At 59.2% G+C, this 20182-nt stretch carries 18 protein-coding genes; 13 read left to right on the forward strand and 5 right to left on the reverse strand.

Translation table 11 applies throughout. The features are described 5' to 3' along the window. The 6 genes from AB5Y85_RS08235 to AB5Y85_RS08260 form a co-directional block, all read left to right on the forward strand. Positions 1–1509, forward strand: a 1509-nt coding sequence (locus AB5Y85_RS08235) for an acetoacetate--CoA ligase (RefSeq protein WP_368221324.1), incomplete at its 5' end; no start/stop codon positions are given. 204 nt (positions 1510–1713) lie between these two features. After that, complete coding sequence (gene fadB / locus AB5Y85_RS08240; protein WP_257687998.1) at positions 1714–3861, forward strand: fatty acid oxidation complex subunit alpha FadB; 2148 nt, start codon at positions 1714–1716, stop codon at positions 3859–3861. Then, positions 3862–5046, forward strand: a complete 1185-nt coding sequence (gene fadA / locus AB5Y85_RS08245) for an acetyl-CoA C-acyltransferase FadA (RefSeq protein ID WP_201906638.1) — start codon at positions 3862–3864, stop codon at positions 5044–5046. Between the two features lie 278 nt (positions 5047–5324). Beyond that, positions 5325–6047 carry a response regulator gene (locus AB5Y85_RS08250; protein ID WP_005339475.1) on the forward strand — a complete coding sequence of 241 codons (723 nt, stop codon included), beginning with the start codon at positions 5325–5327 and terminating at the stop codon, positions 6045–6047. Continuing rightward, the gene (locus AB5Y85_RS08255; RefSeq protein WP_064341318.1) at positions 6044–7489 is read left to right on the forward strand and encodes an ATP-binding protein; all 1446 of its coding nucleotides are present in this window, start codon (positions 6044–6046) and stop codon (positions 7487–7489) included. The genes AB5Y85_RS08250 and AB5Y85_RS08255 overlap by 4 nt, the downstream gene beginning before the upstream one ends. Before the next feature lie 4 nt (positions 7490–7493). After that, the gene (locus AB5Y85_RS08260; RefSeq protein WP_064341317.1) at positions 7494–8732 is read left to right on the forward strand and encodes an ABC transporter substrate-binding protein; all 1239 of its coding nucleotides are present in this window, start codon (positions 7494–7496) and stop codon (positions 8730–8732) included. Positions 8733–8807: 75 nt separating this feature from the next. Here AB5Y85_RS08260 and AB5Y85_RS08265 read toward each other — a convergent pair whose 3' ends face one another. Continuing rightward, positions 8808–8999 (reverse strand): hypothetical protein, encoded by a 192-nt coding sequence (locus tag AB5Y85_RS08265; protein WP_005339471.1) that lies wholly within the window; start codon positions 8997–8999, stop codon positions 8808–8810. A 169-nt stretch (positions 9000–9168) separates the two neighbouring features. Between AB5Y85_RS08265 and tusA the strand changes: the two genes are divergently transcribed. Both tusA and AB5Y85_RS08275 read left to right on the forward strand, forming a co-directional pair. Continuing rightward, positions 9169–9414, forward strand: a complete 246-nt coding sequence (gene tusA, locus AB5Y85_RS08270; RefSeq protein WP_005342448.1) for a sulfurtransferase TusA — start codon at positions 9169–9171, stop codon at positions 9412–9414. A 21-nt stretch (positions 9415–9435) separates the two neighbouring features. Further along, positions 9436–9783 carry a RidA family protein gene (locus AB5Y85_RS08275; RefSeq protein WP_005355943.1) on the forward strand — a complete coding sequence of 116 codons (348 nt, stop codon included), beginning with the start codon at positions 9436–9438 and terminating at the stop codon, positions 9781–9783. Between the two features lie 81 nt (positions 9784–9864). Here AB5Y85_RS08275 and AB5Y85_RS08280 read toward each other — a convergent pair whose 3' ends face one another. Both AB5Y85_RS08280 and AB5Y85_RS08285 read right to left on the reverse strand, forming a co-directional pair. Beyond that, positions 9865–10521, reverse strand: a complete 657-nt coding sequence (locus AB5Y85_RS08280; protein ID WP_005339468.1) for an OmpA family lipoprotein — start codon at positions 10519–10521, stop codon at positions 9865–9867. Positions 10522–10650: 129 nt separating this feature from the next. Further along, complete coding sequence (locus AB5Y85_RS08285) at positions 10651–11223, reverse strand: DNA-3-methyladenine glycosylase I (protein ID WP_107683489.1); 573 nt, start codon at positions 11221–11223, stop codon at positions 10651–10653. A gap of 222 nt (positions 11224–11445) precedes the next feature. On the opposite strand from AB5Y85_RS08285, the gene glyQ reads away from it, so the two are divergent. The 3 genes from glyQ (at position 11446) to AB5Y85_RS08300 (ending at position 15250) form a co-directional block, all read left to right on the forward strand. Continuing rightward, the gene (gene glyQ, locus AB5Y85_RS08290; RefSeq protein ID WP_005307400.1) at positions 11446–12390 is read left to right on the forward strand and encodes a glycine--tRNA ligase subunit alpha; all 945 of its coding nucleotides are present in this window, start codon (positions 11446–11448) and stop codon (positions 12388–12390) included. A gap of 9 nt (positions 12391–12399) precedes the next feature. Continuing rightward, positions 12400–14469 carry a glycine--tRNA ligase subunit beta gene (glyS, locus tag AB5Y85_RS08295; RefSeq protein WP_257687999.1) on the forward strand — a complete coding sequence of 690 codons (2070 nt, stop codon included), beginning with the start codon at positions 12400–12402 and terminating at the stop codon, positions 14467–14469. A 127-nt stretch (positions 14470–14596) separates the two neighbouring features. Continuing rightward, positions 14597–15250 carry a hypothetical protein gene (locus AB5Y85_RS08300; protein WP_147746114.1) on the forward strand — a complete coding sequence of 218 codons (654 nt, stop codon included), beginning with the start codon at positions 14597–14599 and terminating at the stop codon, positions 15248–15250. Here the strand turns inward: AB5Y85_RS08300 and AB5Y85_RS08305 are convergent. Beyond that, complete coding sequence (locus AB5Y85_RS08305; protein WP_236297795.1) at positions 15194–15805, reverse strand: biosynthetic peptidoglycan transglycosylase; 612 nt, start codon at positions 15803–15805, stop codon at positions 15194–15196. The two genes, AB5Y85_RS08300 and AB5Y85_RS08305, sit on opposite strands and share 57 nt — an antisense overlap. 379 nt (positions 15806–16184) lie before the next feature. On the opposite strand from AB5Y85_RS08305, the gene AB5Y85_RS08310 reads away from it, so the two are divergent. Next, the gene (locus AB5Y85_RS08310) at positions 16185–16949 is read left to right on the forward strand and encodes an EAL domain-containing protein (RefSeq protein ID WP_257688000.1); all 765 of its coding nucleotides are present in this window, start codon (positions 16185–16187) and stop codon (positions 16947–16949) included. Positions 16950–17062: 113 nt separating this feature from the next. Then, the gene (locus AB5Y85_RS08315) at positions 17063–17557 is read left to right on the forward strand and encodes a DM13 domain-containing protein (RefSeq protein WP_257688001.1); all 495 of its coding nucleotides are present in this window, start codon (positions 17063–17065) and stop codon (positions 17555–17557) included. 73 nt (positions 17558–17630) lie between these two features. Here AB5Y85_RS08315 and AB5Y85_RS08320 read toward each other — a convergent pair whose 3' ends face one another. Continuing rightward, positions 17631–19895, reverse strand: coding sequence for a methyl-accepting chemotaxis protein (locus AB5Y85_RS08320; RefSeq protein ID WP_257688002.1), 2265 nt, complete (start codon positions 19893–19895; stop codon positions 17631–17633). Positions 19896–20182 lie beyond the last annotated feature (287 nt).

Here is a 20182-nt window from a genome sequence, read left to right on the forward strand (position 1 = left end):
GCCTATCTGCCCAATATTCCGGAAACCGTGGTTGCCATGCTGGCAACCACCAGTCTGGGGGCGATCTGGACCTCCACCAGCCCCGACTTTGGCGAAGCCAGCGTGGTGGAGCGCTTCGGCCAGACCCGGCCGCGGGTGCTGTTTGCGGTGGATGGCTATCGCTACAACGGCAAAGCTATCGATATTCAGGACAAAGTAGTAGGGGTCGTCAGCCAGATCGACAGCATAGAGCAGACGGTGATGATCCCCCTGCTCGGCAACCCGCTGCAGCTTGGTCACGACTGGCAACAACTGCTGGCGAGCCAGCCGGACGCCGGCCTCCAGTTCGAGCCGATGGCCTTCAACGATCCGCTCTATATCCTCTACTCCTCCGGAACCACCGGCAAACCCAAGTGCATCGTGCACGGCATCGGCGGCACCCTGCTGCAACATCTGAAAGAGCACCAGCTGCACTGCGACATCAAACCGGGGGAGCGGATCTTCTACTTCACCACCTGCGGCTGGATGATGTGGAACTGGCTGGTGAGCGCCCTCGCCTCCGGCGCCACCCTGGTGCTCTATGACGGCTCGCCGTTTTACCCGGATGGCAACGTGCTGTGGGATCTGGCCCGCGACGAGCAGGTCAGCTTGTTCGGCACCTCGGCCAAGTATCTCGATGCACTGCACAAGCAGGGTTATGCCCCCATCAAGAGCCACGACTTGCCGCACTTGCGGCTGATCTGCAGCACCGGCTCTGTGCTGTCGCCGGAGGGATTTGACTACGTCTACCAGCAGATCAAGCAGGATGTGCAGCTCAGCTCCATCTCAGGCGGCACCGATATCTGCTCCTGCTTCGTCATCGGCAACCCGCTCAGCCCTGTCTATCGCGGCGAGAGTCAGGGACGCGGCCTCGGTCTCGCGGTGCAGGTATTCAACGAAGCGGGCCAGCCGGTGCAGGGGGAGAAGGGCGAGCTGGTCTGCACCAAGCCGTTCCCGGCCCAGCCCATCTATTTCTGGGGGGATGAGAGCGGCGACAAGTACCATGCCGCCTACTTCGAACGGTTCGACAACATCTGGTGCCACGGCGACTGGATCGAGCTGACCCCAACCGGTGGCATTCTGTTCTACGGCCGCTCCGACGCTACCCTCAACCCGGGCGGCGTGCGCATCGGCACCAGCGAGATCTATCGCTATGTTGAACAACTCGACGAGGTGGAGGAGAGCATCGTCATCGGCCAGCAGTGGCAGCAGGACGAGCGGGTGGTGCTGTTCGTCAAGCTCAAGGCGGGCTGCAAGCTGGATGAGCCGCTGCGCGAGCGGATCCGCCAGCAAATAAAGCAGCACTGCACCGCCCGCCACGTGCCCGCCCGCATCCTGCAGGTGGATGCCATCCCCCGCACCAAGTCCGGCAAGATCGTCGAACTGGCGGTGCGGGAGGTAGTGCACAACCGGCCGGTCAACAATACTCATGCCCTCGCCGATCCCGAGGTGCTGAATCAGTATCGCAACCGGCCGGAACTGGCCAGTTGATAACAAACTCATATTCATCCGAGGCGCCGCAAGGCGCCTCTCTTTTGCCCATTCTGTGATGAAGAGCTTTTACTCGAGATCTGTTAAACAAATGTTTTAAATAGGTGTTGAAAATGTCTCCTTTTGGATCAATAGTGAGCCTCGCCCCCTGCTGGGGATTAAGGAGCACCACTCCCCACTGAGTGGGAACAAGGAGACACTCTCATGATCTACCAAGGCGAAACCCTGTCGGTCAGCTACCTCGAAAACGGCATCGCCGAGCTGAGGTTTGATGCCCCGGGTTCAGTCAACAAGCTGGATCGCGCTACCCTGCTCTCCCTGAGCGAAGCGATCGCCGCATTACAACAAGAACGTGAACTAAAAGGTCTGATCCTCACCTCCGGCAAAGACGCCTTTATCGTCGGTGCCGACATTACCGAATTCCTAGAACTGTTCGATCTGCCGCAAGAAGATCTGCTCGGCTGGCTGAAAAAGGCCAACGACATCTTCAATGCCATCGAAGATCTGCCGGTTCCGACCCTCTCCGCCATCAAGGGACACGCTCTGGGCGGCGGCTGCGAGACCATTCTCTCCACCGACTTCCGTCTGGCTGACACCAGCGCCAAGATTGGCCTGCCCGAGACCAAACTCGGCATCATGCCGGGCTTTGGCGGCACAGTCCGTCTGCCGCGGGTAATCGGCGCCGACAACGCGCTCGAGTGGATCACCACCGGCAAGGATTACCGTGCCGATGACGCTCTCAAGGTGGGGGCCATCGACGCCGTGGTCGCCCCGGACGCACTGCAGAGCGCTGCGCTGCAGATGATCAAGGACGCCATCGCGGGCAAGCTGGACTGGCAGAGCCGTCGCGCCGCCAAAAAAGCGCCGCTGCGCCTCTCCAAACTGGAAGCCATGATGAGCTTCACCACCGCCGCCGGCATGGTCGCCGCCGTGGCGGGCAAACACTATCCGGCACCGATGACGGCGGTGAAAACCGTCGAAACCGCCGCAGGTATGGGCCGTGATGAGGCGCTGGTCGTTGAAGCACAGGGCTTTATCAAGCTGGCCAAAACCGACGTGGCCAAGGCGCTGGTCGGTATCTTCCTCAACGATCAGCACATCAAGGCACTGGCCAAGAAGGCGGCCAAACAGGCGAGCAAGGCCACCGGCCACGCCGCCGTACTGGGTGCCGGCATCATGGGGGGCGGCATCGCCTACCAGTCTGCCAGCAAGGGCATTCCGGCGGTGATGAAGGACATCAACGAGAAGGCGCTGGCACTTGGCATGGGCGAAGCCACCAAGCTGCTCAACGGCCAGCTCGAGAAGGGCCGCATCGATGGCATCAAGATGGGCCAGGTGCTCTCTGCCATTACCCCGACCCTCAGCTATGACAACGTCAAAGGCGTGGACGTAGTGGTCGAAGCCGTGGTCGAGAATCCCAAGGTGAAAGCCGCCGTACTGGGCGAAGTGGAAGGGATTATTGGCGAAGACGCCGTGCTCGCCAGCAACACCTCCACCATTCCCATCTCCCTGCTGGCCAAGGGGCTGAAGCGCCCGCAGAACTTCTGCGGCATGCACTTCTTCAACCCGGTGCACCGCATGCCACTGGTGGAGATCATCCGCGGCGAGCAGACCTCCGATGAAACCATCAACCGCGTGGTGGCCTACGCCGCCGCGATGGGCAAGTCCCCGGTGGTAGTCAACGACTGCCCGGGCTTCTTCGTCAACCGGGTGCTGTTCCCCTACTTCTTCGGCTTCAACAAACTGGTTGCCGATGGCGCCGACTTCGCCGCCGTCGACAAGGTAATGGAGAAGGAGTTCGGCTGGCCGATGGGCCCCGCCTACCTGCTGGATGTGGTCGGCATCGACACCGGTCACCATGCCGGTGACGTGATGGCGCAGGGCTTCCCGGCACGCATGAGCAAGGAAGGTCGCACCGCCATCGACGTGATGTACGAAGTGAACCGCTTCGGTCAGAAGAACGGCAAGGGCTTCTACGCCTACGAGCAGGACAAGAAGGGCAAGCCGAAGAAGGTGGCCGATGCCACTGCTTACGAGCTGCTGGCCCCCATCGCCAAGCCGAAACAGGATTTCGACAAGGATGCCATCATCGCTCGCATGATGATCCCGATGATCAACGAGGTGGTGCTCTGTATGGAAGAGGGCATAGTCGCCACGCCAGCTGAAGCCGACATCGCACTGGTCTACGGTCTGGGCTTCCCTCCCTTCCGCGGCGGCGTGTTCCGCTATCTGGACACTATCGGTCTGGATCGCTACGTGGCCATGGCCGACCAGTATGCCGACTTGGGCCCGCTCTACCGCGTCAGCGACCGCTTACGCGAGATGGCCGCCCAGGGCAAAACCTTCTACTGATTGCGGAAAGGAGATCCATTCATGAAAGACGTAGTCATTGTCGACTGTATCCGGACCCCGATGGGCCGGTCCAAGGGCGGCGCCTTCCGCAACGTGCGTGCAGAAGATCTGTCCGCGCACCTGATGAAATCCATCCTGCTGCGCAACCCCAACCTCGACCCGAACGAGATCGAGGATATCTACTGGGGCTGCGTACAGCAGACCCTGGAGCAGGGCTTCAACATCGCCCGCAACGCCGCGCTGCTGGCCGGCATTCCGAAGCAGGTAGGGGCGGTTACCGTCAACCGCCTGTGTGGCTCCTCCATGCAGGCGCTGCACGACGCCTCCCGCGCCATTCAGGTGGGTGATGGGGATATCTTCATCATCGGCGGCGTCGAGCACATGGGCCACGTGCCGATGAGCCACGGCGTTGACTTCCATCCCGGCATGGCCAAGTCGGTGGCGAAAGCCTCCGGCATGATGGGGCTGACCGCCGAAATGCTCGGCAAGCTGCACGGCATCAGCCGTCAGCAGCAGGACGAGTTTGCCGCCCGCTCCCACCGCCGCGCTCACGCCGCCACTGTGGAAGGACGCTTTGCCAAGGAGATCGTCGGGCTGGAAGGCCATGACGCCAGCGGCGCACGCTTCTTCTACGACTACGACGAGGTGATCCGCCCGGAGACCACGGTCGAAACCCTGAGCCAACTGCGCCCGGTGTTTGATCCGGTCAACGGCACCGTCACCGCCGGCAGCTCCTCGGCCCTGTCCGATGGCGCCGCCGCCATGCTGGTGATGAGCGCGGATCGCGCCAAGGCCCTCGGCCTCACGCCGCGCGCCAAGGTACGTGCCATGGCCATCGCCGGCTGTGACGCCGCCATCATGGGTTACGGCCCGGTGCCAGCCACCCAGAAGGCGCTCAAGCGTGCCGGTCTGACTGTCGGTGATATCGACCTGTTCGAGCTGAACGAGGCGTTTGCCGCCCAGTCCCTGCCCTGCGTGAAGGATCTGGGTCTGCAGGATCAGGTGGACGAGAAGGTGAACCTCAACGGCGGCGCTATTGCGCTGGGTCACCCGCTTGGCTGCTCCGGCGCCCGCATCTCCACCACCCTCATCAATCTGATGGAGGAGAAGGATGCCACCCTGGGGGTTGCCACCATGTGTATCGGTCTGGGTCAGGGCATCGCCACCGTGTTTGAACGGGTGTGATAACCAACCGGATCGACGGGATGCACTACTGAGAGTTGTCCCTTTTCGGGGCCAGTCTGACTGGCCCCTTTTCAAGTCTGTGACGATCGCCACACGGGGTGCTCGTCAGTGGTCAGAAGCTGTCTGTTGGCCGTCCCGTTTGGGTCGGCCTTTTTTCGTTTTAATCTTATCAATAGGCTGTTATTGCCTTAAACCTCACATTAGATAGGGGGCTTGCTTGCTTTTTACTCCCCCGACAGGTTCAATCTGCACAAAAAAATGGGTGGATGCACATACATATGTCAATGAGCAAACAACTGCTGATCGTCGATGACGACCAAGAGATCCGCGAGCTGCTCAATGAGTACCTGACCCGGGCGGGCTTTCAGGTATTGACGGCGGCGGAGGGCAACGAGATGCGTCAGCAACTCGCCCAGCACAGCCCGGACCTGATTATTCTGGACATCATGATGCCCGGCGAGGACGGTTTTACCCTCTGCCAGCAGATCCGTCGTGACTCCCAGGTGCCCATCATCATGCTGACCGCCGCCTCCGACGAAGCGGATCGGGTGATCGGTCTGGAACTCGGCGCCGACGACTATATCGCCAAGCCGTTCAGCCCCCGTGAACTGCAGGCCCGCATCAAGGCGCTGCTGCGCCGCGCTGAATTCCGCCAGCCGGAAAAAGAGAAAGAGCCGAGCCGCCGCCTGCGTTTTGCCGAGTGGACCCTCGACACTCTGAGCCACCAGCTGACCCATGACGATGGCAGCCTGCTGGACCTCTCCGGCAGCGACGCCATGCTGCTCGGCATGTTCCTGCAACAGCCCGGCGTGGTGCTGGATCGCGACACCATCTCGGATGCCACCCGCGGCCGCGAAAGCCTGCCGATGGAGCGCGGTATCGACGTGCAGATCAGCCGTCTGCGCCAGAAGCTGGGCGACAACGGCAAGAGCCCGCGCATCATCAAGACCATCCGCGGTAGCGGCTACATGCTGATTGCCGAGGTGCACGAGCTGCCATGAGCAACAAGTGGTCCTGGGGGGCGCTGGTGCCCCGCTCCCTGTTGTCACGGATGATCCTGCTGCTGTTGCTGGCCATCCTGCTCTCCCAGACCATTCTGACCGGCATCTGGATGCAGCAGATCCAGAAGCGGGAGCTGGAGGGGATGCTCAGCACCACCCGCAACCTCGCCATGTCTGCCGCTTCCACCGTCAATTTCTTCAAATCCCTGCCGCTGCAGTATCGCCATATCGCGCTGGACCAGCTGCGCAACATGGGGGGCAGCCGCTTCTTCGTCTCGCTCAACGAGGAAGAGATCCACATCAACGCCATCCCCGACAGCGAACGCAAGACGCAGGTGCTGGAGGAGGTGCAGGGAGTGCTGACCCGCAAGCTCTCCGATGCCATGGCGATCAAGGTGGATTTCTCCCGACCCGACGACCTCCACGTCTTCAACAACGACACCTTGCTGGCGGATCTCCCCTCCTCCTGGGCCCGCTACACCCTGTCGCTGGAGCCGCTCAATCCGCCGGTGCTGGTGACCCAGATCGAGATTGAAAAGGGGGAGTGGCTCTATCTGGCGGCCCTGCTGCCCGCCCCCTACATGACCCTCGACGATACCGTGATGCCGAGCAACCAGGTGCGTTTCATCGCCCTGATGACGGTGTTCCTCTGCTTCTTCACCTTTATGCTGGTGCGCTGGCAGACCCGCCCGCTGCGCCGTCTCGCCAAGGCGGCGGTGAATCTGGGCAAGGATATCGACCAGCCTTCGCTCAAAGAGGAAGGGGCGTCGGAAATCGTGGCGGCGACCCGCGCCTTCAACATCATGCAGCACCGCATTCGTCGCTATATCGACGATAGAGAGCGGCTGTTCAGCTCCATCTCCCACGACCTCAAGACCCCCATCACCCGACTGCGACTTCGGGTCGAACTGCTCGACGACGAGGTACAGATCGCCAAGTTCAACAAGGATCTCGACGAGCTGGAGCTGATGGTGAAAGGGGCGTTGCAGACGGTCAAAGAGACCGACATTCACGAGAATATCGAAGAGATCGATATCAACGCCCTGCTGGAGCAGATGGCGGAGTCGATGAACCTGCACGACGAGCGGCTGACCATCGAAGGGCACTGCAAGTGGCCCTATCGCGGCAAGCTGCTGGCGCTCAAACGCTGCATCGGCAATCTGGTGGACAACGGCATCAAGTACGGCCAGCGGGTGCGCATCATCATCATGGATGACGAGGAGATGCTGATCCTCTTCATCATGGATGAGGGCCCCGGCCTGCCGGACGATCAGTTCGAGCGCATTTTCGAACCCTATTACCGGCTCAGCACGGATCAGACCGGCACCGGCCTCGGCCTTGGCATCGCCCGCAACATTGCCCACGCCCACGGTGGCGATCTGGTGCTGGAAAATCGTCCGCAAGGTGGCCTGCAGGCCACGCTCTCCCTACCAAGGCAGTAACCTTATGAAGTGGTTGTCTTTTTCTGTCATCGCCCTGCTCTCTGCTCCCGTTGCCGCCTCCCAGGTGGAGGTACTGCACTGGTGGACGTCCGGCGGCGAAGCGAAAGCGGTCGAAGTGCTCAAATCCGAGTGGACCAAACAGGGCAACCAGTGGAACGACTTTGCAGTGCAGGGCGGCGGCGGCAAGAGTGCCATGACGGTATTGAAGAGCCGGGCACTGGCGGCCAACCCGCCCGAAGCGGCCCACCTCAAGGGCTACGAGCTCAAGGAGTGGGCCGGGCTCGGCTTCCTGCGCGATCTCACCCCCATGGCCGAACACCTCGGCTGGTACAGTCAGATGCCGCCCATGGTGCGCGCCACCCTCAGCCAGAATGGCGCCCTGATGGCGGTGCCCACCGGCATCCACCGGGTCAACTGGCTGTGGCTCAACCGCAAGGTGTTCGAGCAGCAAAAGCTGACTCCGCCCACTGACTGGGCCCAGTTTGTCACCGTCGCCGACCAGCTTAAAAAACGGGGCATCACCCCGCTCGCCATCGGCAACGAGCCCTGGCAGCTGGCAGTACTGTTTGAAACAGTGGCACTCGGTGAGGGGGGCAAGGAGTTCTATCGCAAAGCGTTCCTCGAGCAGGACAGCGCCACCCTGACCAGCCCCGACATGGTACGGGTGTTGACCCGTTTCCAGCAGCTGCGCGCCTACGTGCCGCAAAAATACGCCGGTCTGAAGTGGCATCAGGCCACCAACCTGCTGGAGAGCGGTGGCGCCGCCATGCAGGTGATGGGCGACTGGGTGAAGGGTGAACTGAGCGCCGGTAACTACCGGCCGGGTGAGGATATCGCCTGCCTGCCGAGCCCGGGCAGCGCCGGACTGTTCAGCTACAACCTCGACTCCATCGCCATGTTCAAACAGCGGGATCCGGCCCAGCTGCAAGCGCAGGGGGATCTGGCCCAGCTGCTGATGACGCCGCAATTCCAGGAGGAGTTCAATCGGGTGAAGGGGTCTATTCCGGCGCTGACCAATCCCGACATGAGCAAGTTCGACCGCTGCGCCGTCCGCTCCTATCAGGATTTCCTGCTGGCGGAAAAGCAGGACAACCTGCTGCCCAGCATGGCGGAAGGGATGGCGACGCCGACCAATATGCGGCAGGCAATCCTCGATGTGCTGAGCAACTTTTTCAACGATCCCAAGGCCAACCCGGAGCAGACGGCGCTGCATCTGGAGCGGGCCATGCGCTCGACCCGCTGATCCGGGTACATTGCCAAACGACAGAAATGACAAAGGCGGAATTGCTCCGCCTTTGTTGTTGAATCGTCATCCGATTCAGGATTGATCGTTCTCGTCCTCATCCTCGTCATAGTAATCGCTGAGCTCGATCCAAAGCCCCAACCCGACCATCACCATGGAGCCGAACCAAGTACCGGTATTCCCGATCGGGCTACCCATCACTATCATGGCGAAGGACAAGAACCCCATGCCTGCATAGGCTTGTAATCTGCCGTAGGAGACCTGCATATTCACCTCCTTGTTGAATATGGTTCAATTTTTATATTACTCGTCCGGCGCAAGCTGGATAGGGCCGAATAACATTTCGGTTACATATGCTGGTTGATGGGGCGTTTGTTTGATTATTTTTTAGCCCTGAGTATCATTGGCAGCCGAATAGGTTGAAGGTTGATAATAGATGAGTGATTTATTCTGCGATGCGACCCACGAGTTGGACGCAATCGGGCTTCGTTGCCCGGAACCCGTTATGATGGTTCGCAAGAAAGTGCGGCTGATGGCGGATGGCGAGACCCTGCTGGTCAGCGCCGACGATCCTTCAACCACCCGCGACATCCCCAGTTTCTGCCGCTTTATGGATCACACCCTGGTCGCCAGCGAGACAGAGCAGGCCCCCTACCGCTATCTGATCCGCAAGGGTCAATAAGCCCCTGTACCGGAGCACTCCATGACAACCATTACCCGAATCGGCACCACCCAGCGTTGGTCAGACGTGGTCATCCACAATGGCACCCTCTACGTGGTGGAAGTGCCCGTCAGCGAAGAGGCCGACATCCACCAGCAGACCCGCGAAGTGCTGGCAAGCCTGCAGCGCCTGCTGGAAGCCAACGGCTCCGGCGTAGACAAAATTCTGATGGCCAACATCTATCTCAAAGACATTCAGGATATCGCTGCCTTCAACGAGCAGTGGGATGCCTGGATCCCGGCTGGCACCGCCCCCGTGCGCGCCTGTGTACAAGCCCGTCTGGCCCACGAAGGCTACAAGGTGGAAGTGCAGCTGACTGCAGCTGTCTAAGCCTTTCCCGGCTTGAGCTTGAGATAGCAAAAGGCCCCGCCATCACTGGTGGGGCCTTTTCGTTACCGAAACCTGAGCGACTTAGGCGGTCGGGGTCAGGGTAATGGTCACGCGGCGGTTCTGGGCTTTGCCAGCGGCGGTGCTGTTGGTAGCAACCGGCTGATCCGGGCCCACGCCGGTGGTGGAGATGCGGCTACCTGCTACGCCCTGACCAATCAGCTGAGCGGCAACGGCATCGGCACGATCGCGGGAGAGCTTCATGTTCAGATCGCGGGAACCTGTACTGTCGGTGTGACCGACCACGTTCAGGCGGGTCTTGTCGAACTCGGCAACCACCATGGCCACGCCGGAGAGGGTGTTGGCACCGGCCGCTTTCAGCTGGGAGCTGGAGCTGTCGAAGGTCACGTTGTTCGGCATGTTGAGGATCAGCTCATTGCCATTGCGGGTCACGCTGACGCCAGTGCCCTGCAGCTTCTCGCGCAGCTTGGCTTCCTGCACGTCCATGTAGTAGCCGATACCGCCACCCAGCGCCGCGCCAGCAGCAACGCCGGTCAGGATGCCCTTCTTGCGGTCACCCTTGCTGGAGGAGAGCGCACCTACGGCCGCACCGGCAGCGGCGCCAGCCAGCGCGCCCCAGGCACCTTTGGAGGTCTGGGATTCACCTGTGTAGGGGTTGGTGGTACAGCCGCTCAGGGCAACGGTCAGTGCCAGAGCAGGCACCAGGATCTTGGCTCGCATGAAAAAACCTCTGTGAAAACAATCCGGCACCATGCCGGGGGCCGGATTGTAACGCGCTGGCACGCCATTGTCTGACGCAAGCCTGAACAGACGGCGAGAGTGGTGTTTTTTTGGCCAATCGGCGGGCTATCAGCGCGGTAACTGACACTCGGCGTGGCAAGGACAGCTGACCAGATGATCGTTCACCATCCCCACCGCCTGCATAAAGGCGTAACAGATGGTGCTGCCGACGAAGTTGAAGCCGAGCTTCTTGAGCGCTTTCGACATAGCATCCGACTCCGGCGAGGTCGCCGGAATATCGCCGTTGCCCTGCCGCTGATTGACGATGGGGGCGCCGCCAACAAAGCCCCACAGGTAATCTGCGAAGTCGATCCCCTGCTCCTGCAATGCCAGATAAGCGCGGGCATTTCTGATGATCGACTGCACCTTGAGCCGGTTGCGGATGATGCCGGTGTCCTGCATCAACCGCTCCACATCCTGCTCGTCGAACCGGGCAATCTGCACCGGATCAAAGTCGGCATAGGCGCGGTAATAGCTCTCGGTGCGCTTGAGGATGGTGATCCACGACAGCCCCGCCTGCTGGCCGTCGAGGCAGAGCTTGGCAAACAGCTCGCGGGCGTCATAGACCGGCCTGCCCCACTGTTTGTCATGGTATTCAATGTACTCCGGGTCCTTGGTCACCCAGGCGCAGCGCAGTTCCATTTCCTCTCCCTCGTTATTTCAGCGGTTTGCCCGACCCTGCCCACTCTGCAGGCGGCACTGCTCACATCATATACCGGACATCCCGCCCGGCCAGCCAGGGCGCAGCACCATCCCGCGAATCCGCTGCAATTTCGCCTATTATCCGACCATGCCAGACGGTATACTCCCTCGGTTCACATTCAGCAAATCTTGCTCTGATTTTCACTTCGCGCGAAAAAAATTATGCAAAAATTCGATGTCAAAACCTTTCAGGGCCTGATCCTGCAGCTGCAGGACTATTGGTCCCGCCAGGGCTGTACCATCATTCAGCCGCTGGATATGGAAGTGGGTGCCGGTACTTCCCACCCCATGACCTGTCTGCGTGCCCTGGGCCCGGAGCCCATCGCCTGCGCTTACGTACAACCGTCCCGCCGTCCGACTGACGGCCGCTACGGTGAAAACCCCAACCGCCTGCAGCACTACTACCAGTTCCAGGTGATCATCAAGCCTTCCCCCGACAACATTCAGGAACTCTATCTGGGCTCCCTGAAAGAGCTGGGCATGGATCCTGAAATCCACGACATCCGCTTCGTGGAAGACAACTGGGAAAACCCGACTCTGGGTGCCTGGGGTCTGGGTTGGGAAGTGTGGCTGAACGGCATGGAAGTGACCCAGTTCACCTACTTCCAGCAAGTTGGCGGCCTCGAGTGCAAGCCGGTCACCGGCGAGATCACCTACGGTCTCGAGCGTCTGGCCATGTACATTCAGGGCGTGGACAGCGTCTACGATCTGGTCTGGTCTGACGGCCCGCTGGGCAAGACCACCTACGGCGACGTGTTCCACCAGAACGAAGTGGAGCAATCCACCTACAACTTCGAACACGCCGATGTGGAGTTCCTGTTCCACTGCTTCGAGCAGTACGAGAAGGAAGCCCAGAATCTGCTGGCACTGGAAAAACCGCTGCCGCTGCCTGCCTACGAGCGCATCCTCAAAGCCGCTCACTCCTTCAACCTGCTGGATGCCCGCAAGGCCATCTCGGTCACCGAGCGTCAGCGCTACATCCTGCGCATTCGCACCCTGACCAAGGCCGTGGCAGAGGCATACTACGCCTCCCGCGAAGCGCTGGGCTTCCCTATGTGCCAGCGTAGCGACGACATGCGTGAGCGCAGTGAGAACAAGCAAGGTTAAGGAACGGACATGGCACAACATACATTTCTGGTAGAGATCGGTACTGCTGAGCTGCCGCCCAAAGCCCTGCGCTCCCTGGCCGAAGCCTTTGCCGACAACTTCAAAGCCGAACTGACCAAGGCCGACCTGGCCTTCGGCGACGTCGAGTGGTTTGCCTCACCGCGCCGTCTGGCACTGAAGGTGAGCGAGCTGGCTGGCGAACAGCCGAGCAAGAGCGTTGAGAAGCGCGGCCCGGCCGTCGCTCAGGCGTTCGATGCTGAAGGCAAGCCGACCAAGGCTGCCGAAGGCTGGGCCCGTGGCAACGGCATCACCGTTGAGCAGGCCGAGCGTCTGGTCACCGACAAGGGCGAGTGGCTGGTTCACACCGCCAAGGTCGAAGGCCGTCCGGCCAAAGAATTGCTGGGTGAACTGGTCGCCTCTGCACTGGCCAAACTGCCTATCCCGAAGATGATGCGCTGGGGCGACAAGACCATCCAGTTCGTGCGTCCGGTCTTCACCGTGACCCTGCTGCTGGATGGCGAGCTGGTTCCCGCCCACATTCTGGGTATCGACTCTGCCCGCACCATTCGCGGCCACCGCTTTATGGGCGAGAGCGAATTCACCATCGACAACGCCAGCCAGTACCCGCAGATCCTGCAGGAGCGCGGCATGGTGATTGCCGACTTTATGGCGCGCAAGGCCAAGATCAAGGCTGACGTCGAAGCGGCCGCTGCCGCCTTCGGTGGCGTGGCCGATCTGGACGACGCCCTGCTGGAAGAAGTGACCGCACTGGTCGAGTGGCCGGTGGTGCTGACCGCCAACTTCGAAGAGAAGTTCCTGGCCGTTCCCGCTGAAGCGCTGGTGCACACCATGAAGGGTGACCAGAAGTACTTCCCGGTCTACGACAAGAACGGCAAGCTGCTGCCGAAGTTCATCTTCGTCACCAACATCGAGTCCAAAGACCCGAGCCAGATCATCAGCGGCAACGAGAAGGTGGTTCGCCCCCGTCTCTCTGACGCCGAGTTCTTCTTCAAGACCGACCTCAAGCAGACCCTGGCCTCCCGCCTGCCGCGCCTTGAAACCGTGCTGTTCCAGCAACAGCTGGGCACCGTCAAGGCCAAGGTCGAGCGTATCGAAACCGTCGCCGGCTTTATCGCCGAGCGTATCGGCGCCGATGTCACTCAGGCCAAGCGTGCCGGTCTGCTCTCCAAGTGTGACCTGATGACCAACATGGTCGGCGAGTTCACCGACACCCAGGGTGTCATGGGGATGCACTACGCCCGTCACGATGGCGAAGACGAAGCAGTGGCCGTGGCCCTCAACGAGCAGTACATGCCGCGCTTTGCCGGTGATGCCCTGCCGTCCGGTCTGGTTGCCTGCGCCGTCGCGCTGGCCGACAAGTTCGACACCCTGGCCGGTATCTTCGGCATCGGCATGCTGCCGAAGGGTGACAAGGACCCGTTCGCCCTGCGTCGCGCCGCCATCGGTGCCCTGCGCATCATGACCGAGAAGCAGCTGGATCTGGATCTGGTTGAACTGGTTGAAGAAGCGGTACGCGTCTACGGCGACAAGCTGACCAACAAAACCGTCGTCACCGACGTGGTCGACTTTATGCTGGGCCGCTTCCGCGCCGCCTATCAGGACGAAGGCATCGGTGCCGACGTGGTGCTGGCCGTACTGGCCCGCCGCCCGACCCGTCCGCTCGACTTCGATCGTCGCGTCAAGGCCGTCAGCCACTTCCGCACCCTGGATGCCGCCCTGGCCCTGGCTGCCGCCAACAAGCGCGTGAGCAACATTCTGGCCAAGGTCGAAGGCGAATTGCCGACTGCCGTCAAACCGGAACTGCTGGTCGATGCCGCCGAGAAGGCGCTGGCCACCCAGGTTGCCGAACTGCAAGCCGAACTGGCCCCGCTGTTCGCCGCCGGTGACTATCAGGCTGCCCTCACCCGTCTGGCCGCCCTGCGCGAACCGGTCGATACCTTCTTCAACGAGGTGATGGTGATGGCCGACGACGAGGCCCTCAAGGCCAACCGTCTGGCGCTGCTGAACAACCTGCGCAACCTGTTCCTGCAAGTCGCGGATATCTCCCTGCTGCAGTGATCTTGGTTGGGTAAGTGATATTAAAAAAGGCGCCGTTAAGGCGCCTTTTTTTGAACACTTTATGATATTGAATATATGTTTAACTAAAGATATAGTGTTCAAAATATAATTAGGATGAGCCGTAAAGATGGAACTAGCAAATATAATCGTGAGCTTTTTTCTAACCGGTGTCGTTGGTCTATATGTATCAAGTCGCTTCCAAGAGAAGAACTTTCTACATCAAATAAAGACTAATCGTTCAGAGCGAGAAATTGATAAGCTGCGTGAAATAGCTAAGTCATTAGAAAAAATGTCTGGCGAGCGCATTTATTATAGCCGCCTGCTTCTCGACTCTCTGGCTGAGAAAGAATTTAAAAAAGATAGTGATACATTACAACAAGCTAGGGAAGAATATAAAAAGGCTAAAGACAATTGGAATGAAAACTTAAACCCTTTATTCATAGAGCTTTACAGCATTGATATGTATGACTACGCTAGAGATATTGAAAGAAATATTCATGATAACTTTAGATATGCTCACAATTCGATTTACAAATTAATAAAAGACGGTCACTCTATAGACTCTATAATTTCGGGTAAAAGACATCTTGATTCTGCTTTTACAGAAACCAGAAGAATATCTTCAGAAATAATTAAACACTCCAATAGTCGTTGGAAACAGATTATGGATGGCGATACTGAAGCTTTGGCCGAGCATAATCTAACAAAAGCTTCAACTTGGACTCTATTTCGAGCCCTCTTCAACAAGAACCCGAACGCTCTGCGCATAAGACGCTCTTGATTTAACAATTTCAAACCATTCATTTTTTGGATTTAAAGGCTTTGGTCTCAATAACATAGCCGCAATAAATGCACTTTCATCCTTTTCTAGCATAGACAGATCTTTATTAAATAGTGCATTTGCTGCATTTTCTGCACCTATGAGACGAGAGCCAAAAAAAGCATTTTTTAAGTAGCAGCGTATTATTTGTTTTTTTGTGAAATGAAAATTGACCAGCCAAGACAGTAGCGTTTCATATAACTTTCTATATATTGTCATATCTTTAAATCCGGTAATGGTTCTAACCATCTGCATATCTATAGTACTAGCACCTCCATGTTTTTTTCTTCGTATTTTCTTGATCAGCTCTCTTGCAGATGCCTTGATATCAAAACCACAATGATTCACAAATCGACGGTCTTCCAAGGCCATCACATAACGCTCTAGTTCGGTAAACTCCCCATACTTATCTGACTCGCACATTTTATGTGAAATAGATAACAGGTCTCTGTTTAAATCAATTAATAGATTTCTGAATTTTCTATAATGTCGAGTATTAAATGGTTGGGCAGTCATATTTATAACCTGTTATAACATGCATGATATAAATGAGTCTTATATTACTTCACAGATTTATTAAAAACAATCCGTTACACCTCATAGAGATAGAGTTAACCATCACATAAACTATGTTTGTATAACTCATAGAATCACGAAACCTGTAGGTTCGATTAGCCGTCAGACGTAATCGGACGTTCTCGTAAATAGACTCTCCCACCATAACCGCCAGCCGAATTTCCACCTCCGGCTGGCCGCCCCTGTTTGACGGCAACAACCGCAATCAAAGCCTCTCGATCGTCCGATTACGCTTCGCTAATCGAACCTACAGGGGGGTGATGAGCTGTTATCATTTGAGACAGTGCCCAGCACAGCCACGCCCAATCAGAGGAACGTCATGGATATACCTGCCGCCCCGTCACCCGCCATCTGTCAGCTGTGTCAGGAGAAAGCAGATCTCGACTTCGACTTCACCATGGCCTTTCAGCCCATCGTCGATTGCAGCCAGCGCACCGTCTTCGGCTACGAGGCGCTGGTGCGGGGGATCAACAACGAACCGGCGCAGAGCGTGATTGCCCGGGTCAACGACGACAACCGTTACCGCTTCGATCAGCTGTGCCGGATCAAGGCCATCGCGCTGGCGGCACGGCTCGAGATGAAGGGGATGCTGAGCATCAATTTTCTGCCCAATGCTGTCTACCGTCCGGAGCGCTGCATTCGCACCACCCTGCAGGCGGCCCACGAGCACCACTTCCCCATCGAGCAGATCATGTTCGAGCTGACCGAGGTGGAGCAGGTGCAGGATAGCCAGCATCTTCGCGGCATCGTCGATCACTATCAGGCCCTCGGCTTCAAAACGGCGATCGATGACTTTGGCGCCGGTTACTCGGGCCTCAACCTGCTGGCCGATTTTCACCCCAACATCGTCAAACTCGATATGCACCTGCTGCGCGGCATCGACCATGACCCGACCCGGCAAGCCATAGTGCGCCACTCTCTGGCACTGTTTGCCGAGCTGCAGATCACCCCGCTGGCGGAGGGGATCGAAACCCGCGAAGAAATGGCCTGCCTGCGGGAGATGGGCATCAGCCTGATGCAGGGCTATCTGTTCGCCCGCCCCGGCTTCGAAACCCTGCCCGAGGTGGATTTCGCCAGCCTGTAAGCCATATCAACCGCGGCTGCGCAAACATCCGGCTCCATTGAGCTGGACGACAAGCGCTTTAGCCAGCACCACTGCTATGATGCTGGCACCTGTTCATCAACGACCGAGATATCATGAGACGCAAAACCATGGCCCTGCTGCTGGGCACCCATCTGCTGGTCGCGGCGGCAGGCTTTGCCGCCGGTGTCTACACCCTGCCGATCCTGATCGCGCCACCCGCCCCTGATACCGAGCAGGTCGCGGCCAGCCAGCAGCAGGCGAGATTCCACGGCACCTTTCGCCGGGATCTGAAAGACAGCGATCGGCTGCACTGGGGGGAAGGCAAGGTGAGCATCGGGCCGGATGCCGTCAGCCTGATGGGCAAGCTGGCCCCCGGGCCGGACTACCAGCTCTACCTCTCCCCCGAGTTTGTCGAGACCGAAGCCGATTTTGCCCGCCTCAAGGATCAGATGGTGCGAGTAGGGCCGGTGAAGACCTTCGACAACTTTATCGTGCCGCTGCCCGCCACGATCGATCCGGCCCGCTTCAGCAGCGTGATCGTCTGGTGTGAAACCTTCGGCCAGTTCATCACCGCCGCCCGTTATCAGGATCTGCGTCCGGAGCAGTAACCTCGCCCCAGACCCGCACCATGAAAAAGGGCTGACATCGCTGTCCGCCCTTTTGCTATCCGCCCGCTCGTCATTAACGCTCCGGCTTGGTCATCTCCCGCAGCAGCTGATCGATGCAGCCCACTACCTGTTCTGAGTTCTGCTCGATCTCGCGGTAGAGCGCCTCCGCCTCTTCATGCTTGTGCTGATTTTTCAGCTCGATAATCTGCTGGATCACCTGATGCAATCTGGCGTGGGGGGCGGCCATCGCCCTGAAGGCGGGTTGATCGCCGCAGCATGCCTGCCCTTCACTGAAGTACCAGTGGCCAAGGCGGCACTCCTTGTCGCTAACCGCCTCGCTGCGCGACAGCCCCTCCTGCCCATCCAGATAGGCACGCACCCGGGTCTTCCAGCCCATGTGAGCGGCGCGGGCGCGACTCAGCACCATCCGCACGTTGGAACCATCCTGGAACTGCCCGGCCAGATCCCCCAGCTTGTCCACCAGGGTCGCCACATGGCTGGCGATATGGGCGGTATCCCGCGCCACCAGCGTAGTGGCCTGGGAGATCTCGTGGACGCTGACGATATTGCGGGTGATCTCGTCGCTCACCGAGGACTGCTCCTCCGAAGCGGCGGCGATCTGGGTATTCATGTCGCGAATGCTGTTGACCGCCCCCTTGATCCGGCCGAGGGCTTCTCCCGCCTGATTGGCCCGCTCCACCGACTCCCCCGCCCGCGAGACACTGTGTTCGATCATGGTCACCGTGGTGCCCACCGCCCGTTGCAACTGCTCTATGGTGCCGCGGATCTCGGCGGTGGAGTGCTGGGTGCGCCCGGCCAGCGAGCGCACCTCGTCGGCCACCACCGCAAAACCGCGCCCCTGTTCACCGGCCCGGGCCGCCTCAATGGCGGCGTTGAGAGCCAGCAGGTTGGTCTGCTCGGCGATGGACTGGATCACCGCCAGCACAGAGCCAATCTGCTCGCTGGCCTTGGCGACCTCTTTCACCGTGTTGCCCGCACTGGCGATCTCCTCGGCCAGCTGTTCGATCATGTTGACGCTCTGCTGCACCACCTCATCGCCGGTGACCGCCTGATTGTCCGCTTCGTTGGCCGCTTCGGCCGCCTGTGCCGTGTTGTTGGCCACCTCGTGTACCGTGCTGGTCATCTCGGTCATGGCGGTGGCGAGCTGGGTGGTCTGCTCCTGCTGGCGCGTCATGCTGCCAAGGTTGCCCGCCGCACTGCGCGACAGCCGCTCGCTCTCGCCAGCCAGTTCGCCCAGAGTGGCGGTGAGCTGGCTGATGGTGTCGCGGATCTTGGCAACAAAGCCATTGAACGCCGACCCGAGGCGGCGGATCTCCTCTGGCCCCGCCACCGGCAGCTTGCTGCCGAGATCGCCAGAGCCATTGGCCAGCGCCTCCAGCGCCTTGACGCTGTCGAGCAGCGGTCGATTAATGCGATTGAGTGCAAACGCCATCACCATGGCAATCACCAGAACCCCGACCAGAGAGATGATCGCCATCTGCCAACCCTGACGCGCCAGATCGGCCGCGACCAGACTGTGATCCCGGGTCAACTCGATGATACCGACCACCTTGCCGGAGTAATCGCGCAGGGGCGCCGCCATCAAAAGCAAATCACTCCCCTGCTGCGTCATATTGACGAAACGTTCCTCACCGGCCAGTACCGGCTGATACCACTCCATCGCCTCACCAAGCCGGGATGTGCCAACCAGCGTCACCAGTTTGCCCTGCTCAAACAGATAGATGGCGAGCTGCACCTGCTTGTCCAGCAGTTGGCCAAACAGCTTTTCATCCAGAGCACGACCGAACTCCACCGAACCGACCGGCTGCCCGCTGAAGGTGACCGGCACGACCCCGCGCAAACCGGTACCAGCCACGCCAATCTCCAGCCCGCCAACGGCATGATGCTCACGATTCACCTCAACCACAGTGGGGCGAATGGCAGAGAGGTCATCACCGTGTTTTTCCGGCTTGTGTACCCGATAGAGGGAAGTGGCTGGCGGCAGGTGGAACTGGAACTGCTCGATCCCCTGCGCCTTGATGGCGGGCCAGAGCGGATCAAACAGATTGGCGAGGGTCTGCCAATCCTTGTCGGCCACCGCCCTGGCTGCATCCGGCCGCTGGGCGATCAGGGTCGCCGCCAGCACGGTTTCATGGCTGGTGTTTTTGATCACCGCTTCCACGTTCTGGAGCTGGCTCCGCAGTGCAGCCTGCTCGGCCGCGAGCGCCCGCTGGCGATTTTCAAACAGATTAAAGGTAAGCAGCACCACGGCGAGCAATACGATGCCGCCAATTGCCAGCAGCGTGATCTGGTGACCCAGCTTGCGAGGGGGGAACATAAGACACCATCCTTGACAGTCATACCCAACCTACAGGATGGAACGCTTAAGTCGGGAGTCCATCAGAACTTAACCCTTTGTTGATATTGATCAAACGATTAACAGGCAAAATGCGAGGCAGCTCAAACGGGGGGAATATCCACCAGCAAAGCCGAGATCGGCGCTGCGAACCACTGGTTGAAAGTAAACCACCTGTCTAGTCCTGAAATAGGTTTACACATTTTCAACTAGCATTTCTCTACTCAGAACCCCCTATGTGCCGCATCGGGGGTTCTGTATTTCAACGC

The sequence above is a fragment of the Aeromonas sp. R3-1 genome (genome assembly GCF_040908345.1).
Classification (GTDB): domain Bacteria; phylum Pseudomonadota; class Gammaproteobacteria; order Enterobacterales; family Aeromonadaceae; genus Aeromonas; species Aeromonas veronii.

Coding starts and splice junctions, on each gene's coding strand:
- AB5Y85_RS08280 (WP_005339468.1), bottom strand. CDS start 10,521: ATGCGAGCCAAGATCCTGGTGCCTGCTCTGGCACTGACCGTTGCCCTG.
- AB5Y85_RS08285 (WP_107683489.1), bottom strand. CDS start 11,223: ATGGAACTGCGCTGCGCCTGGGTGACCAAGGACCCGGAGTACATTGAA.
- AB5Y85_RS08310 (WP_257688000.1), top strand. CDS start 16,185: ATGGATATACCTGCCGCCCCGTCACCCGCCATCTGTCAGCTGTGTCAG.
- AB5Y85_RS08275 (WP_005355943.1), top strand. CDS start 9,436: ATGACAACCATTACCCGAATCGGCACCACCCAGCGTTGGTCAGACGTG.
- AB5Y85_RS08265 (WP_005339471.1), bottom strand. CDS start 8,999: ATGCAGGTCTCCTACGGCAGATTACAAGCCTATGCAGGCATGGGGTTC.
- AB5Y85_RS08315 (WP_257688001.1), top strand. CDS start 17,063: ATGAGACGCAAAACCATGGCCCTGCTGCTGGGCACCCATCTGCTGGTC.
- AB5Y85_RS08320 (WP_257688002.1), bottom strand. CDS start 19,895: ATGTTCCCCCCTCGCAAGCTGGGTCACCAGATCACGCTGCTGGCAATT.
- AB5Y85_RS08250 (WP_005339475.1), top strand. CDS start 5,325: ATGTCAATGAGCAAACAACTGCTGATCGTCGATGACGACCAAGAGATC.
- AB5Y85_RS08305 (WP_236297795.1), bottom strand. CDS start 15,805: ATGACTGCCCAACCATTTAATACTCGACATTATAGAAAATTCAGAAAT.
- fadB (WP_257687998.1), top strand. CDS start 1,714: ATGATCTACCAAGGCGAAACCCTGTCGGTCAGCTACCTCGAAAACGGC.
- AB5Y85_RS08255 (WP_064341318.1), top strand. CDS start 6,044: ATGAGCAACAAGTGGTCCTGGGGGGCGCTGGTGCCCCGCTCCCTGTTG.
- glyS (WP_257687999.1), top strand. CDS start 12,400: ATGGCACAACATACATTTCTGGTAGAGATCGGTACTGCTGAGCTGCCG.
- AB5Y85_RS08260 (WP_064341317.1), top strand. CDS start 7,494: ATGAAGTGGTTGTCTTTTTCTGTCATCGCCCTGCTCTCTGCTCCCGTT.
- AB5Y85_RS08300 (WP_147746114.1), top strand. CDS start 14,597: ATGGAACTAGCAAATATAATCGTGAGCTTTTTTCTAACCGGTGTCGTT.
- glyQ (WP_005307400.1), top strand. CDS start 11,446: ATGCAAAAATTCGATGTCAAAACCTTTCAGGGCCTGATCCTGCAGCTG.
- tusA (WP_005342448.1), top strand. CDS start 9,169: ATGAGTGATTTATTCTGCGATGCGACCCACGAGTTGGACGCAATCGGG.